Source organism: Variovorax sp. dw_308, from assembly GCF_019207085.1.
GTDB lineage: Bacteria > Pseudomonadota > Gammaproteobacteria > Burkholderiales > Burkholderiaceae_C > Variovorax.
This window is the reverse complement of sequence record NZ_JAATOM010000007.1, coordinates 95,058-110,719: the sequence shown is the minus strand read 5'-3', so window position 1 is coordinate 110,719 and position 15,662 is coordinate 95,058. Positions and strand designations below refer to the sequence as shown.

Genomic DNA, 15,662 nt, shown 5'->3' with positions numbered 1-15,662 from the left:
CCACCCGGCTAGTCAATGCGCCAGCGAAGCCACCATCTGTCCGAGCCGCTTCAATGCGCTGTCCACCACCTCGTCGTACGGCCAGCCGCAGTTGACGCGCAGGTAGTGGTCGCAGCGCGAGGTGTTCGAGAACAGCAAGCCCGGTGCGACCAGGATGCCTTCGCGCAGCGCCATGTCGAACACCGTGCTCGATGGGCATTGGTTCGGCAGCTCGACCCACACCTGCAGTCCGCCGTTCGGCAGGTTCAGGCGCGTGCCCGCGGGGAAGTACGCAGCGATGGCCTCGGTGGTGCGCTCGCGCTGTTCGCGCAAGGCGGTGCGCAGCCGGCGCAGGTGCCGGTCGTAGCCGCCGCTGCCCATGAACTCGCCGGCGCCGATTTGCGACAGCACCTCGTTGTTGCGCGTCTGCGCGTACTTGAGCATTTCCACGCGCGCCTGCCAGCGCCCGGCCGAGATCCAGCCGAGCCGCATGCCGGGCGCGAGGATCTTGTGCAGCGATGCGCAATGGATCACGTTGCCGGTGCGGTCCCATGACTTGATGGCGCGCGGGGCGCTGTCGACATCGAGCAGTTCGCTGTAGGTGTCGTCCTCGATCAGCGCGATACCCTGCGACTCGCACAGCCGCACCAGCCGCTCCTTGTGCGCATCGGGCATCACGCTGCCGAGCGGGTTCTGCAGGTGCGGTATCACGACCACGGCCTTGATGCCGTCATACGCCTGCAGCGCGAGTTCCAGCGCCTCGACCGAGAGACCCGACTGCGGGCTGGCCGGAATCTCCAGCGCGCGCAGGCCCAGGCTTTCCAGCACCTGCAGCAGGCCGTAGAAGGTCGGCGACTCCACTGCGATGGTGTCGCCGGGGTTGGCCACCGCACGCAGCGCGAGGTTCAGCGCCTCGATGCAGCCGTTCGTGACGAGCACTTCCTCCGGCGACAGCGTCATGCCCGCGCTCATCGCCCGCTTGGCCAGTACCGAGCGGAACTGCGGATCGCCCTGCAGCGGCGGTGCGCCGGTCAGCAGTTCGGGCCGATGCCGCAACGCGCGCGTCATGCCCGCGCGCAGGGCTTCGCCCGGGTACAGGTGCGGCGCGGCGCGGGCGACCGAGAAGTTGACCTTCACCTCGGCGGCGCGCCGCTGCGTCACGAAGTTCGACACGCGTGCATGGATGCCGACGAACTGCGCCGGGTCTGGCGGCTGCCCGGCCGGCGGCTCCTCCATCGGCGTCATGCGCAGGCGCTGCGGCTTGCGCACGAAGTAGCCGGAGCGGTCGCGCGCCTCGGCCCACCCATCGGACTCCAGCGTGCGGCACAGCTGCAGTGCGGTCGACAGGCTGATGTCGTGCAGGCGCATCAGGTGGCGCAGCGACGGCATGCGTTCGCCGATCGCCAGCGTGCCGGCCTCGATCGCGCCGCGGTAGTGCGTGGCGAGGCGGCGGTACAGCGGCGGCGCAGTGGACGGCGCAGTCGGCGGCGCAGGCGTTTGCGACATGTGCAATGACGTGGGCATGGCGTGATCGTGGCCAATCGACGCCTGTTGAAACAGATGCAGTTGACGCGAAAACGACCATAACAGATGCGGTGCCGCGGCCACTGTTCCGGTCGCAACAGGGAAGGCTGTGCCTGTTTTCCGTGCATCGAAAACGGGACCATGAAGGCCTCGTTCAAGGAGCCTTCGATGACCCACTGTCTCACCACCACCACCCGCCTGCAGCGCGGCGAAGCGCTGCACATCCCGCTCGACCGCCTCACCACGCTGGAGGTCGACAGCGGCCGCGTCGTGGTGCGGGAGCCGCTGCATTGGCTCGGCGAAACCATGCTGTCGCGCGGCGTCACGCTGACGCACGGCGAATTCCATCGGCTGGAGCGCGGCGGCTGGGTCGAACTCGAAGCATGCGGCGGCGGCGCCGTGATCCGCAGCCATCGGCCCGCGCCGGCGGCCTTCGCCGTGTGGCTGGCCCTGCGGCGGCGGGTCATGGCCTATGCTGCACGACTGTCCCGTGTTGCAAGCCCATTGAAGCCATGACGACCACGCGCAACGCCATCGCCGACCAGATCGCCGCCGAGCTGGGCCACAGCTTCGAGGGTGAGATTCGCATCGGCGGCCACTATGCCTCGGCGGTGCGGGACGGCCGCAACGTCTGGCTCAGCGGGCAGGTGCCGCGCGTCGGCAGCACCGTGGTCGTCACGGGACGCATCGGCGCGGAGACCTCGCTGGACCAGGCGCGCGAGGCCGCGCAGATCTGCACGCTGCGCGCGCTGGCCATCCTGCGCCAGACGCTCGGCTCGCTCGATGCGATCGACAAGATCCTGCGCCTCACCGTCTACATGCAGACCACGCCCGACTTCGCGCAGCAAAGCGAGGTGGCCGACGCCGCGTCGGACCTGCTGTACCGCGTGTTCGGCGAGGCCGGCGTGCACACGCGCACTTCGGTCGGCGTCTACAGCCTGCCGAAGAATGCGTCGGTGGAGCTGGACATGGTCGCGAGCACGTACGGCGACTGAAGCGCCGCCCATGCCTTCGCCATCGCCTCGTGCCCATGCCTGTGCGCTGCCGAAGGAGGCCCGCGTGGCGCCGCTCTACGCCGGCGCCTTCCTGGCCGATGCCTTCGCCATGGACTTGCCGCCCGGTGCCCCTGGCGACGCGCTGTCGCTCGCCCGGAAGGCGCTTGAGAAGCAAGCGCCATGGGTCGAGCGGCTCATGGGCGTGCGCGATGGCGTGGTCAAGCTGTTCGGCCTGAAGACCGCCGATGCGCTGCGTGCCGATACGACGCGCACGCCCCGCCTCGGCTTCTTCCGCATCTACGAAACGCACGGGGACGAAGTGGTCCTCGGCGAGGACGACCGGCATCTCGACTTCCGGGTGTCGGTGCTGAGACGACCCGCCGCGGGGGGTGGCCACGAGATGGTGTTGGTGACGGTGGTGCATTGCCACAACCTGCTGGGCCGCAACTACATCCGCGTCATCGCGCCTTTCCATCGCATGGTCGTGCGCTCGTCGCTGAACCGTGCGGCGAAGGCGGGAAGGGTCAGTGCGCCTTAGCACTAAGTAAAAGTTAGAGCGTCTACTAAAAATTGATGAGGCGCGATTTGACGATGCGCGGCAGACTGTGAATCGACGTCGACTGGACGTCAAATTATCATATTCAGGGGGAATATCATGAGTTCATGTGCTTTCGCGCGCGTCAAGCATTCGGCCTTGGCGTGCGCTCTTTTCGCTTCGCTTTCTACGGCGGCAGTGGCGCAACACAACCCGGACATGCGCGGACCTTCTAAACCATCAAGGGGAGTTCTTCCTGGTGAGGGCAAGGGGGCAAAAATAGCGAAGCTCGAATGCTGCAAATGCGTAGGCGAAACAGCAAGTCTGGATCTAAGCACGGGCGTTGCCACATGGATCTATAAAGGCTCCGCAGCGCCCACCATTACGCCATACCAATATTGGACTACCGAGGTTGCGACCAACAAGACGATTGATACAGGGTCTGTTGCTTCTTGGATCAACATCAACAATACCAACAGCGCGCCTCAAGGCAACTACCAGTACACGCTAGACTTCAATCTTCCAGATTGTGTCATAGGTTCAACCATCAATATCGAGGGGGTGTTTTCAGCCGACAATGATGCGTCAGTTTATCTTGACAACGTAAATGCAGCATCTTTGTTAGGTCGGACAAGTGTTGGACAAACCGCAAATTATGGATTCATGAATGGTCACGGTGGCGTTTTCAACAAGACAGTAGTCTTGAGTCCCGGTAATCATAAACTTATCGCCGTGGTGTACAACGACGGTTCATTTTCGGGTTTTCAGATGAAGTCAAAAATGACCCGTAAGTGCCAGGAAAACGTGGAGAGATCAAAGGAGCAAATTAGATCGGATACGAAAGCTGCCAACGTGGGGCGCGGTTAATTCATAGCCAGAAGCCAAGGCGATGCGATGAATCTCGCGTTCGCCTTTGGCTTGAGATTTAATGGAGCACTCTTTCCTGCTTAAATGGATTCACGAAGCGAAAGACCAAACGCCCGCACTTTTCGTGAAACGGCGCGGCTCGTAATGTATGACGGCTGCGCACCGATTCATCTTGCATGGCCAGGATGGCGCACGGGTTGTTATCGTCCGGCACGATGCGCAGCGCAACGCGGATGCGCTCGGACCCGAGCTCCACGCTCACATGCTCGGTGAGCTGCGCACGCAGTTGCTGCGGAGCGAACACATCAATGTGGTGGTGATGGCCAACAAGGTCCAAAGGTGTCCTTGGATTTCGAAGATTCCCCATCCAGGTCAATCGAGAAGCAGACTTCAACTGGCCCGGCTTGACGCATGAATTTTTTCTTTATCCCGCTGCGGGTAAATCCCTTGGGAGGCGAACTCTTCGAGCGGCTTCTCCTGTTGCTGAAATGGCGGTTTGAACGACATGGCCACAAGCAAGCGTCAGAACACCGACAGCCCGGTCGTCCCGACAAAAAGCTCCAGCGCCTTCATGCCCAGCAGCGAGTTGCCCGTGGCATCGAGCGCGGGCGACCACACGGCCAGCGTGAGCCGATCCGGCACCACCGCGACGATGCCGCCGCCCACGCCGCTCTTGCAGGGCAGGCCGATCGAGAAGGCCACGTCGCCCGCCGCGTCATAGGTGCCGCAGGTCAGCATCAGCGCATTGATGCGCCGGGTCTGGCGCTCGGTGGTCACTGCCGGGTGCCCTTCGATGGGATGCGCCCCGTCGCGGCACAGGAAGGCCGCGGCGCGCGCCAGCTGCATGCACGACATGCGTATCGCGCACTGGTGGAAGTACATGTCCAGCACCGGCGCCACGTCGTTGTCGAGCTTGCCGAAGCTCTTCATGAAGTTGGCCAGCGCGATGTTGCGATAGCCGGTCTCGGCCTCCGACGCGGCCACTTCGTCGTCGAACGCGATGGGCTCGCCAGCCAGGCTCGACATCAGCGCCAGGATGGCGCCCTTGGCATCGCCGCGCGTCACCAGCCGGTCGGCCACGGCGATGGCGCCGGCATTGATGAAAGGGTTGCGCGGCTTGCCCTGTTCGCTCTCCAGTTGCACCAGCGAGTTGAACGGATTGCCCGACGGCTCGCGGCCGATGCGCTCCCACAACTGCTCGTCCAGATGCTGCATCGCGAGCGTGAGCGTGAACAGCTTCGACACGCTCTGGATCGAGAAGGGCGTGGCCGCGTCGCCCGCGCAGGCTTCCTCGCCGCCGCAGGTGCGCAGCGCGATGCCGAACTGCGCGGCCGGCACGCGCGCCAGTGCCGGGATGTAGCTGGCCACCTTGCCGCCCGCGCCGAGCAGGGGCCGGATCTCCGCGTCGATCTCGTCGAGCACGGCCTGGAAGTTGGACAACAAGGGTTCGCTCATGGATTGTGGTTGGTTGGATTCCACCTGAGTATGTCGCGCAGGGCCGCATGCAACTGAGCAAGTTTGGTCAGGCACGCGCGGCGCACGCTGACCACAATGAAGCCATGAACCTCGACTACGCCACGGCCACCGCCACCCAACTCGTCGACGCCCTGGCTACGCGCCAGGTCGGCGCCCTTGAACTCTGCGATGCCGCCATCGCCCGCATCGAGGCGCTCGATGGCGAGATCAACGCCGTCGTCGTGCGCGACTTCGAGCGTGCGCGGGAACAGGCGCGCGCCGCCGATGTCGCGCTCGGCAAGGGGGCGCGCGGCGCCTTGCTCGGCGTGCCGATGACGGTGAAGGAATCGTTCAACGTGGCGGGCCTGCCCACCACCTGGGGGCTGGAGTTCGCGAAGCAGATTCCGGTCAAGCAGGACGCCGTGGCCGTGTCGCGCCTGAAGGCCGCCGGGGCGGTCATCCTCGGCAAGACGAACGTCGCCTTGGCGCTGGGCGAATGGCAAAGCGTGAACCCGGTCTATGGCCGCACGTTGAATCCGCTCGACACCAGCCGATCGCCGGGTGGTTCCTCCGGCGGCGCGGCCGCGGCCGTGGCGTCGGGCATGGTGCCGCTGGAAGTGGGCTCCGACATCGGCGGCTCGATCCGCGTGCCGGCGCACTTCTGCGGCGTCTACGGCCACAAGCCCAGCGTGGGCCTGCTGCCGGGGCGCGGCCACGATTTCCCCGGCGCGGCCAGCGCCGTGGCCGATGTGATTGCCGTGATCGGCCCGCTGGCGCGCAGCGCCGACGACATCGAGCGCGCACTCGACGTGCTAGCCGGACCGGACGTGGACGATGCCGCCGCATGGTGCCTCGAATTGCCCCCCGCGCGGCATGCGCAGCCCAGCGGCCTGCGCGTACTGGTGATGACCACGCATCCTTGCGCAAGCGTCTCTGCGGAGGTTCAGGCCGCCGTCGAGGCCACCGCCCAACGGCTCGCGCGGGCCGGCGCGCAGGTCAGCCACGGCAGCGACCTGCTGCCCGACCTCGAAGCGATGCACAAGATGTACGCGGCCATGCTCAAGGCCGTCGTCACGCGCGGCGCGCCCGACGCACCGCCCTCGATCTCCGCCCATGAGTGGTTCACGATGCTCGACCGCCGCGCGCAGTTGCGCGTGACCTGGCGCAAGCTGTTCGAGTCCTTCGACGTCGTGCTGTGCCCGCCCTTCGGCACCGCGGCCTTCCCGCACATCCCCGGGCCGATCGACTGGAACACGACCATGCTGTCCATCGATGGCGCATCGACGCGCTACCACGAGCAACTGGCATGGGCCGGCGCTGCCACCACGGCGGGCTTGCCCGCGACGGTCGCGCCCGTCGGCAAGAGCGCCGAAGGCATGCCGATCGGCGTGCAGATCATCGGGCCGCTGCTGGAAGACCGCACGACTGTTGCAGTTGCGCGTTGGCTGCAATGACCCACCCCCGTAGCGCCTGCGGCGCTTCCCCCTCAAGGGGGCGCACCCACCGGCCCGGCAAAGCCGGTTCCGCGGGTGCCCACGAAAGTGCTTCGCTGCGCTCGCACTGGCTTCATGCGTCAAGGGCCGCGCATGGCGCCATGGACATTAGCAGGGCCTCGCCAATCCCAAAAGCCAAGTGCCGCAGGCCGGGTTTCCCGGCTGTGGCCTAATTGCGCCCGGACATTTTTTACCGGAGCCCACCATGCCTACCACTTTCAGAACCGAGGCCGAGCGCAAAGCCTCTCCCAAGCCCATCCCCGCACCCGGCTACACCCTGACCAAGTCGGGCGTCGGCCAGAAGCGCAGCCTGGAGCGCGGCACCGCCACGCGCAGCAAGAAGAACCCCGGCAAGCGCGCCAAGAAGGGCGGCTGAAGCGTTCCGGCACACCACCGCGTTGCAAGCGCCAGATCAAGCCGCCGTCGAGGCGGCTTTTTTTGCGTCCGCGACAGGCGCCTTGCGCCGGTTCACCATCACGATGCCCAGGCCCACGCCGGCCAGCGCCAGCACCAGCCGCAGCGTCAGCGGCTCGCCCAGCAGCATCACGCCGAAGGCCAGCGCGAACAGCGGCGTCAGGAAGGTGAAGGACGACATCTGCGTCGCCGGGTAGTGCCGCAGCAGCCACATCCACGTCAGGTAGCTGGCAAACGCGCCAATCACGGTCTGCACCGCGATAGAACCCCAGGCCATCGCCGAATACGACAAGCCCCAGGTCTCACCCAGCGCCAGCGACAGCAACGGCGACACGGCTGCCGTCACCGCCACCTGGTAGAACAGCGTCTTCTCGGCGCTGGCCGTCGCCAGCTTGGTCGCGCGGATGGACAGCGTGGTCAGCCCCCACAGCATGCCGGACGCCAGCGCCAGCAGGTCGCCGCGCAATTGCTTCGGGCTGCTGTGGCCGAAGCTCTCGCTGAAAGCCAGCACCACGCCGCCAAAGGCCAGCGCCAGCCCCACCCACTGCCAGCCGCGCAATTGCTCCGACGGCGCCCAGCGCGGCAGGAACACCGCCACCCAGAAGGGCGAGGTGTAGAGGAACACCGTCAGCCGCGAAGCCGTGGTGTCCTGCAGCCCGAGGTAGATGCAGCAGAACTCGCCCGCGAACAGCAGCCCCGCCAGCAGCCCGCCCGGTAGCGTGCCGTCGCGGTTGAAAAGCGGCACGCCGCGTGCGCGGCACCAGAGCCACAGCAGCAGCACCGCACCCGCCATGCGGATCGACGCCTGCCACAGCGGCGGCACTTCCACCACGGTGGTCTTGATGAGGATCTGCTGCAGCCCCCAGAAGGCGCAGCATGCAACCAGCAGGCTAATGGCGCGGGTGTCGAGATGGGTCTTGCGTTCGATCATTTTTTTCTTGCGTTCACTTCGTCTTCATTCAGCGGATACGGCGCCCGGCCCCGCGTGCCGACCATCAGGTCCGGCACCACGGTTTCCACGTCCTTCGCGCCGCGTGCCGCGCGTTCCAGGCGCACCGCCAGGTCGCGCGTCGGCACGCAGCCTTGCAGATACACCCAGCGGCGCTGCACCGTCACCCACACGCTGGCGCGCTTCAGGCCCGGCACGGCGGCCAATGCATCGCGCACACGGGGCGCCACGACCTTGTCATACCGGTAGGCGTTGCTGTCCTCACAGCGGTGCTCGAGCCAGCAACTGGTGCCGCGCTCCAGCCGGCTGTGCATCTGCATGCGCCGCTCGGCCTCGGTATAGAACGGCCCCAGCGGCACAGGACAGCCGGGCAGGCCGGATGCGATCTGGAAGAAGGGGTCGTCGAACCAGTTGCGCCGCTCCACCTGGGGGTCGCTTGTGGATGGCGCCGCGCCAACGGTACCTGCCGCCAGCCACGCCATCCAGACGAGCCGGCAAGCGCCGATGCGGCAACGGGTCATGCGTCGATGGTAGCCGCGCAGGGCCAGGGCCGCTGGGGCAAACTCGACGCATGCATACGGCCATTCCCATCATCGACATCTCCCCGTTGGCATCCCGTGATACGGCGCAGCACGCGCGCGTCGCCGCAGAGGTCGGCGCCGCCTGCCGCGACGTCGGCTTCTTCGCAATCACCGGCCACGGCGTTGCGCCCGAACTGCTCGCCGACGCCTTTGTCGCCAGCCGCGAATTCTTCGCGCTGGATGCCGCCACCAGGCAATCCATCGCCATCGGCAAGCTCGGCCACAACCGCGGGTACGTCGACTTCGGCGCCGAGGCGCTCGACGAAAAAAGGGGCGCCGACCAGAAGGAGGCCCTCAACTTCATCTGGACCGACGAGCAGACGCGCCCGCCCAATGCCTGGCCACCCATCGACGGCTGGCGTCCGCGCGTGCAGGCGTATTTCGATGCCGCACTGGCCGCGGCCCGCATGCTGCATGCGGCCTTTGCCACCGACCTCGGCCTGGCGCCCGATTTCTTCGACGACAAGATCGACCAGCCCATGGCCACGCTGCGCTTCCTGCACTACCCGGCGCCGGCCGCGGGCATGGCGGCGGAGGGCATCGGCGCCGGTGCGCACACCGACTACGGCAACGTGACGCTGCTCGCCACCGATGGCGTCGCGGGCCTGCAGGTGCGCCCGCGCAACGGCGACTGGATCGACGCGCCCGCGCTGCCGGCCGGCGCCTTCCTCTGCAACATCGGCGACTGCCTCATGCGCTGGACCAATGACGTGTACGTGTCGACGCCGCACCGCGTGCTGCGGCCGACGCGCGAGCGCTACTCGATCGCGCTGTTCCTCGATCCGAACCCCGATGCGCTGGTCAGTGCGATTCCGTCATGCGTGCCTGCGGGCGAGACGCCGCGCTATGAGGCGATCACCGCGCAGGCGTACCTGCAGTCTCGCTTCGATGCGACCTACAAGAAGGCTTGAAGAATCACCATGGTCACCTGCTACCTGCGCTACGTCATCGATCCGTTCAAGCTCAAGGAATTCGAACACTACGGAAAGCTGTGGATACCGCTCGTCCAGAAGTTCGGCGGCCAGCACCACGGCTACTTCCTGCCCTCCGAAGGCGCCAACAACATCGCGCTGGCGATGTTCACCTTCCCGAGCCTTGCTGCGTACGAGGAATACCGCGCGCTGTCCTTCGCGGATGCGGAGTGCCAGGCGGCGTTCAGGTACGCGGAAGACACGCGCTGCATCCTCAGCTACGAGCGGAGCTTCTTCAGGCCTGTGTTCGAGTGATCAGGCCTTTGCGCGCGTGACACGGGGCTTGACGGATTGTTCGGCTTGTTGGCCCTGCTGCCGCAAGGCCTGCTACAGCGGATGCTCCGTGTAGAACCGCCCGCCATGAAAGAGCAACGGTGACGCGCCCACGCGCATGGAGCAGCGCTCCACCTCGCCGACGAAGATCACGTGGTCGCCCTCGTCGTAGCGGCTGCGGTTGAAGCACTCGAAGCTCGCGACGGCACCGTCCAGCAAGGGCGCGCCGCCCAGGCCCTCGGCGAAGGTCACGTCGATCCAGCGGTCGGCGCGCTTCTGTGCGAAGCGCTCGGCCAGTTCCCTCTGGTTCGCGGCCAGGATGTTGATCGCATAGTGCGACCCCGTGTCCAGTGCCGGCATCGACCCCGACGAGCGCGCCAGGCTCCACAGCACCAGCGGCGGCGTGAGAGACACCGAGTTGAACGAATTGGCCGTGAGCCCCACCAGCGTGCCGTCGGCCGCGCGCGCCGTGACGATCGTGACGCCCGTGGCAAACATGCCGAGCGCATCGCGGAATTCGTCGGGCGAGAAGGAGGGCGCTTGCGCCTGGGCAGGAACGGTCACGACAGAGGCGGGAGGCAAGGGGAGTTGCATTCTGGCCGATCGGACCGATTGCCGCCGCGGACGGTTGTCGCGGGCGTCCTGACGCCCCGATCGGCAGCTTCTGGCTACTGCTTCCCGATGACCTTGCTAATCACGCCACTCATTTGCCCTTCACCTTTTTCGCCGTTGCCGGCGGCGTACCGCGAGTCCTGGGTGTTGTCGCCCTTGGCCCGCACGTGACAGACGTTTTCGAAGCTGAGCTCATCCCTTGGTGGTCTTCACCGCTTCGAAGCCGACGAGTCAGCAGACCCTCCGCCACAAAATTCACGAGTCACCCAAAGAACCAATAGCAAACCGCGATCGCCGCCACCACCCCCGCCAATTCCGCCGCCAGCGCGCAAGCCACTGCATGCCGTGCCCGCTGGAGGCCCACCGCGCCGAAGTACACCGCCAGCACATAGAAGGTCGTCTCCGTGCTGCCCTGGATCACGGCGGCGGCCAGCGCCGGAAAGCTGTCGACACCCTGGCTCTTCATCGTCTCGATCAGCATCGCCCGGGCCGCGCTGCCGGAGAACGGCTTGACCAGCGCCGTCGGCAGCGCATCGACAAAACGCGTGTCCCATCCGCCCTGAGTCACCACCCAGCGAATGCCGTCGAGTGCAAAGTCCAGCGCGCCTGACGCTCGTAGCACGCCCACGGCGCACAGCATCGCGACCAGGTAGGGCAGCAGGTTCTTCGCCACGTCGAAGCCTTCCTTCGCCCCCTCGATGAACTGCTCGTAGACCTTCACGCGCCGCAGCGCGCCGGCCAGCAGGAACACGATCACGATGCCGAACAGGCTCAGGTTTCCGAGCAGCGAGGACAACGCGGCCAGCGCCGCCGCGGACAGCGTGCCCAGCAGCGCCATGAAGCCGCCCAGCACCAGCGCGCCGGGCAGCAGATAGGCCAGCACCACCGGGTCCCACAAGCGCAGGCGCTGCACCACCGCCACCGACAGCAAGCCCACCAGCGTCGACGCACTGGTGGCCAGCAGGATCGGGAGGAACACCAGCGTCGGGTCGCTCGCGCCCTGTTGCGCGCGGTACATGAAGATCGTCACCGGCAGCAGCGTGAGCGAGGAGGCGTTCAGCACCAGGAACAGGATCTGCGCGTTGCTGGCAGCGGTGGCGCTCGGGTTCAGGGACTGCAACTCGCGCATCGCTTTCAACCCGATCGGCGTGGCCGCGTTGTCCAGCCCCAGCGCATTGGCCGCGAAATTCATCGTGATCAGGCCCAGTGCAGGATGGCCCGCGGGCACCTCGGGCATGAGGCGCCGGAACAAGGGCCCCAGCAGGCGCGCCAGCCATCCGACCAGCCCCGCCGCCTCGGCAATGCGCAGCAGGCCGAGCCACAGCGTCAGCGTGCCGAACAGCAGCACCATCACCTCGACCGCCAGCTTCGCCATCGCGAAAAGGCTCTCCACCACGGTCGCGAACACGGTCGCATCGCCGCCGACCAGCCAGCGGCCGAACGATGCCACGGCCGCGACGAGAAAGAATCCGAGCCACAGCCCGTTGAGCATGCGTTGTTCCCCTGCTGAATGATGCCGGCCGATCATAGGGGCGGGCCCGTACGGCCTTGCCTTCGAACGCATGGCCGCGTTGGAGCGCCTTGCCGTGCCAAGGCACTGTCTGCGGCGCTCCGCCTTGCTCTGCGCTCGAATGCAAGGCCGTACGGCGGCGCTCGCCAAGGGTGGTACCCGGCGTGCACCGCGGCGCGGGCAGACGAAAAAAAGCCGGGAGATCGTGCATGACGATCATCCCGGCCGATTCAGTTCAGCGGGCTGCGCACCCCGAACTGGTTGCTGCCGCCAACTGTTGGCGAAGCCTAGTTACCTTGAAAAGGGCGCGATCAGGCAGCCTTGCGAGCAGCGCGACGTGCCGGCTTGGCAGCGACGGCGACTTCGACTTCTTCAGCGACGACACCCATGCGGGCTTCCAGGGCCTTGGCGCCTTCGGCAACCTTGTCGGCGATCTGCGTTGCCACCGAAGCGATCGGGGCGTTCACGGCGCGCACGACTTCGAGGTTGGCGATTTCGAACGACGATTCGACGCGGGCCACGGTGGACGCAACCTTTTCGATGCCGCTGTTGGCGCGCTTGGCGATCAGCTCGATGGCTTGGTCGGCCTGGCCGTAGGCGGTTTGCACGCCCTTGAGCATGAAGCCGGCGAGCACGTCTTGCGCGTTCAGGAGTTGCGACTTGACCTGGTCGTTGACCATGGGGATCGAACGGGCTTCCAGCGCCGACACGAAACGGGTCTTGGCGCTGTCGAGCAGGCGCTCGACGGTCGCGCGGTAGGCGTGGTTCAGGGTCTTGCCGGCAGCGCTGTACTGGGCGACGACGTGGGTGGCGGCGGTAGCGAGGGATTGGTTCGACATGATCTTTTCCTTGAGGTCTTGAGTTGGTATGACCGAATCTTCCCGCCAAAGGCCTAGTCGGCAAAAGCTAGAACGGGTCGATAGTTGGAGCACTTGCTCTAGACACCAGACCGGAGGACGTCACTGGGGATGCCTTCCAGTGACCCTTCGCACAAGCCTCACACCTCGATCAGCAGCCTCGGCTGGAACGCCTCCTGCTCGCCCTTGCTGCGGTAGCCTAGGGGATTGGCCACCACCCGGCAGCCGTCCTTCACATAGTCGAAGGCGCAATGCAGGTGGCCGTGCAGCCATACCCTGGCCAGCGGCAGCAGATCGTCCAGCGAATTGCAGAAGCCGGCGGTGCCCGGCGACAGCCCGTAGCGTGGATCGGCGCTGGCCAGCGTCGGCGCGAAATGCGTGATCGCCACCGTCGTTCCCTCGAAGGGCCGGGCCAGTTCATCGCGCAACCAGTCCTGGCAGAGCAGCGCCTGCTCTCTCAACTCCGCCGACATGAACGGCTTGCCGTCGCGCAGCGTTGCTGCCTTTTCCAGGTAGAAGTCGGCCGCGCGCATTGCCTTGCCGCGGGCCTTCAGCAAGTCGGTCATGCCGCCCGCCGGATCGGCCAGCGCGTCGAAGTCGCTCCACAGCGTGGTGCCGACGAAGCGGATGCCATCGATCACGAGCGTCTCGCGTTCCAGCCAGTGGATGTCGAGCGCGTCGCAGGTGGTACGCAGGCGCGCGTGCACGGCGTCGAAGTCATCGCCGTCGTACTCGTGGTTGCCCGGCACGTAGATCACCGGCACCGGCCAGCCCCGGCGTGGCGAAAAACGACCCAGGCCGAAATCCGGCTCGGTCAGGCGCGAGCCGTTCTGGTAGGAGCCGATGTCGCCGGCCAGCACCAGCAGGTCGGCGCCCGGCGCGGCTTCCGCCTCGAAGCGCGGGTGCGATTCCAGGTGCAGGTCGGACAGGAGTTGAAGCTTCATGGCCGTATCTTCGCCGGCAACTCGACCTCGTCGGGGGACTTCGCGAACGCCACCTCCGCCGCGCGCGCCAGTGCATCGCGCAACCAGGCATGGGCCTGGCCATATTGCGTGCGCCGGTGCCAGAGCGCATCCACATGCACCAGAGGTTGGTCGAAGGGCAGGTCGCGCAGCTCGAACTGGTCGGCGATGCCGGTCACCTTGACGAAGTGGCGCGGCATCACGGCCAGCAGGTCCGAGCTGGCGACCACGCGGCCGGCCGTGTAGAACTGGTTCACCGTGACGGTGATGTGCCGCTCGCGGCCGAGGGCGCCCAGCGTCTGCTCGATGAAGCCGTAGGGCCGGCCCGAGAAACTGACCAGCAGGTGCCGCGCGGCGCAGTAGTCGTCCAGCGTGAGCGGCTTGTCCGCCAGCGGATGCCCCCGCCGCATCACGCAGACGTACTGCCCGACGTAGAGCCGCTGCGTCTCGAAAGGCACCGCCACGCCCGACTGGCCGCGCGCCGTCAACGCGGCCAGCACCGCCGGAAAGTAGCCGACCGCCATGTCGGCGCCTTCGCTCTCCAGCAGCGGGCGCGGATCTCGCGTGGTGAGCGGCACCACGCGCAACGAGACGGCCGGCGCCTCGCGCTCGATGATCTGCACCAGGCCGGGCACCAGTTCCGCCGCGGTGGCGTCGGCCATGGCCAGGACGAAGGCGGTGTCGGCGGTGGCCGGCGTGAAGTCGCCGGGCGCCAGCACATGCTGGAGGTGCCGCAGCGCATCGCGCACGGTGGGCCACAGCGCCAGGGCGCGCGGCGTCGGCTCGACGCCAGCGCCCGAGCGGCGCACCAGTTCATCGCCCAGCAGGTCGCGCAAGCGGCGCAAGGCATTGCTGACCGCGGGCTGCGTCAGGGACAGGTTGCGGGCGGCGCGGGTCAGGTTGCGCTCGGCCATCACCTCGTCGAAGACGCGCAGGAGGTTCAGGTCCAGCGTGCGAAAGTTGACGTTCATCATTTCAATGAATGATAAACATCAGAAATATAAAGTGGCGCAGCATTAGGGAAATCCCTATGATCCAGTCATCGGCTCACCCCCTACGCAATTCTGAGAGGACCATCATGACCAGCTTCGTCAACGCAAACCACCCCACGATCCACCCTGGCGTCGAACGCGCAGAAGTGTTGTTCGACATCGTCAACGGCAAGCGCGCTGGCGCCCGCCATGTGGTCGCCTTCCTGCTGGTGGCGGCCCTTTCCTCGGCGCTGGTGGTTGCGGAAGCCCTGGTGACGAACTGGGATGAAGGCAGCCTGCTGGCCGCATGGGCCGTGCTCTGCGCCGCGCTGTTCGCCGGCACCGCCCTCTACGCAGACGTGCTGGCGGCCGGTGCGAAGCGCGTCGGCAAGGTCTTCGTCGCCGGTGCGCAACGCCGTGCCAACGCGCGCGCCGACGCACTGTTCCTGGCAAGCGCCGAACGCGACCCCCGCATCATGCAAGAACTGCGCGCTGCCATCGAGCGCAGCAAGGCAGAAAGCGAAGTGACCGAAGTCGCCGCCGCCGCAACCCCCAACCTGCTGACCCGCATGGCTGGCTTGCACGAAACGCCTTCCCTGTATGTGGCGCTGGCCCGCGTGCAGTCCGGCCACTTCCACTGATCAAGCTTGCTGTCGCCATGAAAAAACCGCCCGAGGGCGGTTTTTTCATGCTTGGAAAGAATGCGGTGAACAG

19 protein-coding genes are annotated in these 15,662 nt (G+C 66.4%); 9 read left to right on the top strand and 10 right to left on the bottom strand.

Annotation, left to right across the window (positions count from 1 at the left end; translation table 11 throughout):
* Positions 1-12 precede the first annotated feature (12 nt).
* Positions 13-1,485 (bottom strand): PLP-dependent aminotransferase family protein, encoded by a 1,473-nt coding sequence (locus HCU76_RS16365; protein ID WP_218510109.1) that lies wholly within the window; start codon positions 1,483-1,485, stop codon positions 13-15.
* Positions 1,486-1,671: 186 nt separating this feature from the next.
* On the opposite strand from HCU76_RS16365, the gene HCU76_RS16360 reads away from it, so the two are divergent.
* The 4 genes from HCU76_RS16360 to HCU76_RS16345 all read left to right on the top strand — a co-directional run bounded on the left by HCU76_RS16360 (position 1,672) and on the right by HCU76_RS16345 (position 3,900).
* Positions 1,672-2,019 (top strand): hypothetical protein, encoded by a 348-nt coding sequence (locus HCU76_RS16360; RefSeq protein ID WP_218510011.1) that lies wholly within the window; start codon positions 1,672-1,674, stop codon positions 2,017-2,019.
* Entirely contained in the window at positions 2,016-2,498 is a 483-nt protein-coding gene (locus tag HCU76_RS16355; protein ID WP_218510010.1) for a RidA family protein, read from the top strand. The genes HCU76_RS16360 and HCU76_RS16355 overlap by 4 nt, the downstream gene beginning before the upstream one ends.
* Before the next feature lie 10 nt (positions 2,499-2,508).
* Positions 2,509-3,036, top strand: a complete 528-nt coding sequence (locus tag HCU76_RS16350) for a DUF2867 domain-containing protein (protein ID WP_218510009.1) — start codon at positions 2,509-2,511, stop codon at positions 3,034-3,036.
* A gap of 117 nt (positions 3,037-3,153) precedes the next feature.
* Entirely contained in the window at positions 3,154-3,900 is a 747-nt protein-coding gene (locus HCU76_RS16345) for a hypothetical protein (RefSeq protein ID WP_218510008.1), read from the top strand.
* A 58-nt stretch (positions 3,901-3,958) separates the two neighbouring features.
* Here the strand turns inward: HCU76_RS16345 and HCU76_RS16340 are convergent, their stop codons facing one another.
* Positions 3,959-4,237: a hypothetical protein gene (locus HCU76_RS16340; protein WP_218510007.1), complete on the bottom strand. Its 279-nt coding sequence runs from the start codon at positions 4,235-4,237 to the stop codon at positions 3,959-3,961.
* Between the two features lie 185 nt (positions 4,238-4,422).
* On the bottom strand, positions 4,423-5,355 hold the full coding sequence (locus tag HCU76_RS16335) for a glutaminase (RefSeq protein ID WP_218510006.1): 933 nt from the start codon (positions 5,353-5,355) through the stop codon (positions 4,423-4,425).
* Between the two features lie 104 nt (positions 5,356-5,459).
* Here HCU76_RS16335 and HCU76_RS16330 point away from each other — a divergent pair, with 104 nt between their 5' ends.
* A complete protein-coding gene (locus HCU76_RS16330; protein WP_218510005.1) occupies positions 5,460-6,809 on the top strand; it encodes an amidase family protein in 1,350 nt (449 codons plus the stop codon).
* Positions 6,810-7,053: 244 nt separating this feature from the next.
* Positions 7,054-7,224: a hypothetical protein gene (locus tag HCU76_RS16325; protein WP_218510004.1), complete on the top strand. Its 171-nt coding sequence runs from the start codon at positions 7,054-7,056 to the stop codon at positions 7,222-7,224.
* 36 nt (positions 7,225-7,260) lie between these two features.
* Here the strand turns inward: HCU76_RS16325 and HCU76_RS16320 are convergent, their stop codons facing one another.
* Both HCU76_RS16320 and HCU76_RS16315 read right to left on the bottom strand, forming a co-directional pair.
* Positions 7,261-8,193 carry a DMT family transporter gene (locus HCU76_RS16320; RefSeq protein ID WP_218510003.1) on the bottom strand — a complete coding sequence of 311 codons (933 nt, stop codon included), beginning with the start codon at positions 8,191-8,193 and terminating at the stop codon, positions 7,261-7,263.
* Positions 8,190-8,732 carry a BON domain-containing protein gene (locus tag HCU76_RS16315; RefSeq protein WP_256354227.1) on the bottom strand — a complete coding sequence of 181 codons (543 nt, stop codon included), beginning with the start codon at positions 8,730-8,732 and terminating at the stop codon, positions 8,190-8,192. Before HCU76_RS16315 ends, HCU76_RS16320 begins: the two co-directional genes overlap by 4 nt.
* On the opposite strand from HCU76_RS16315, the gene HCU76_RS16310 reads away from it, so the two are divergent.
* Both HCU76_RS16310 and HCU76_RS16305 read left to right on the top strand, forming a co-directional pair.
* Entirely contained in the window at positions 8,654-9,703 is a 1,050-nt protein-coding gene (locus HCU76_RS16310) for an isopenicillin N synthase family dioxygenase (protein ID WP_371319839.1), read from the top strand. The genes HCU76_RS16315 and HCU76_RS16310 overlap by 79 nt on opposite strands.
* Positions 9,704-9,712: 9 nt before the next feature.
* Positions 9,713-10,018 (top strand): NIPSNAP family protein, encoded by a 306-nt coding sequence (locus HCU76_RS16305; protein ID WP_218510001.1) that lies wholly within the window; start codon positions 9,713-9,715, stop codon positions 10,016-10,018.
* 72 nt (positions 10,019-10,090) lie between these two features.
* On the opposite strand, the gene HCU76_RS16300 is transcribed toward HCU76_RS16305, so the two are convergent.
* The 5 genes from HCU76_RS16300 to HCU76_RS16280 form a co-directional block, all read right to left on the bottom strand.
* Positions 10,091-10,630, bottom strand: a complete 540-nt coding sequence (locus HCU76_RS16300) for a flavin reductase family protein (protein ID WP_218510000.1) — start codon at positions 10,628-10,630, stop codon at positions 10,091-10,093.
* 280 nt (positions 10,631-10,910) lie between these two features.
* A complete protein-coding gene (locus HCU76_RS16295) occupies positions 10,911-12,140 on the bottom strand; it encodes a nucleoside recognition domain-containing protein (RefSeq protein ID WP_218509999.1) in 1,230 nt (409 codons plus the stop codon).
* 329 nt (positions 12,141-12,469) lie between these two features.
* Positions 12,470-12,997, bottom strand: a complete 528-nt coding sequence (locus HCU76_RS16290) for a hypothetical protein (protein ID WP_218509998.1) — start codon at positions 12,995-12,997, stop codon at positions 12,470-12,472.
* A 158-nt stretch (positions 12,998-13,155) separates the two neighbouring features.
* The gene (locus HCU76_RS16285) at positions 13,156-13,959 is read right to left on the bottom strand and encodes a metallophosphoesterase (RefSeq protein ID WP_218509997.1); all 804 of its coding nucleotides are present in this window, start codon (positions 13,957-13,959) and stop codon (positions 13,156-13,158) included.
* Positions 13,956-14,948: a LysR family transcriptional regulator gene (locus HCU76_RS16280; RefSeq protein ID WP_218510107.1), complete on the bottom strand. Its 993-nt coding sequence runs from the start codon at positions 14,946-14,948 to the stop codon at positions 13,956-13,958. Before HCU76_RS16280 ends, HCU76_RS16285 begins: the two co-directional genes overlap by 4 nt.
* Positions 14,949-15,055: 107 nt before the next feature.
* On the opposite strand from HCU76_RS16280, the gene HCU76_RS16275 reads away from it, so the two are divergent.
* Positions 15,056-15,589, top strand: coding sequence for a hypothetical protein (locus HCU76_RS16275; RefSeq protein ID WP_218509996.1), 534 nt, complete (start codon positions 15,056-15,058; stop codon positions 15,587-15,589).
* Positions 15,590-15,662 lie beyond the last annotated feature (73 nt).